General features: G+C 74.5%; 1 pseudogene. It reads right to left on the bottom strand.

Annotated elements, in window-relative coordinates:
• Nucleotides 1-489, bottom strand: a pseudogene (locus AC2W7M_RS26495) (hypothetical protein); the annotation flags it as partial.
• Nucleotides 490-835: the final 346 nt, after the last annotated feature.

The raw sequence follows: 835 nt of genomic DNA, 5'->3' as shown, positions 1-835 counted from the left end.
CACGCCGGCGGTGAGCGGCGCCTGGGTCGGCGCGAAGGCGGATACCGAGGCATCCGCAGGCGCGGCGCCGGGCGCCGGCGTCGCCATGGTGCCGTCGGGACGCACGGCATAGGTCTTCACCCGCTTCGGCTCGCCCTGGGGCGTGCCGTTGGTGGCCACGCGGGTGGCCGCCGTGACCTCCACCGGGGTCTCCTCGCGGGTGACGAGGCGCTCATTGGCGCTGCCGCCGGCTCCGAGCCGCTCGGTGATGAGCTTGCCCTGGGAATCGGTGGTGGGCGGCGCCACCGTCTTGACCGGCGCATTGTCCGCGCGGATCACCGACGGGGTGTTGGAGCCGAAGGTCGCCTCGCCCACCGCCATGCGATAGGCGAAGAAGCCCGCCGCGCCCGCGACGCCGAGGCCGAGCAGGCTCGCCACCATCAGCAGGGCCATGCGGCCCTTCTTGCGGCGCGGCTCGGTCTCGTAGACGTCCTCGCCGTGGGGCGGCATGTAGCCGGCATCGCCGAACTGCGGATCGTAGGCGTCGTCGTAATCGTCGTAGCCGTCGTCGCGGCGCTCGGCGGAATAGGCGTAGGCCGCCTCCCCGCTGCCACGCGCATCGGCGCGGTCATAGCCGCCGCGGCCGCGGGCCGCTGCGGGTGCCGCATAGCCGCGCGAATCGGCCGGCTTCGCGCCATAGCCGTCGTCGTAGCCGTCGCGTCGTAGGCGTCGTCGTAATCGTCGTAGGTCGCGGGCTGGGCTGACGGGCGCGCCGGCACCGGAGCCGACTGGGACCTGGCGCCATAAGCCGGCGGCTCAGCGGCGCGCCGGGCGTCCGGCACGCGGCGGCACCGGG

Source organism: Xanthobacter sp. BG11Y11_SDJG (genome assembly GCF_057364445.1).
This window is presented reverse-complemented; position numbering and strand designations above follow the sequence as displayed.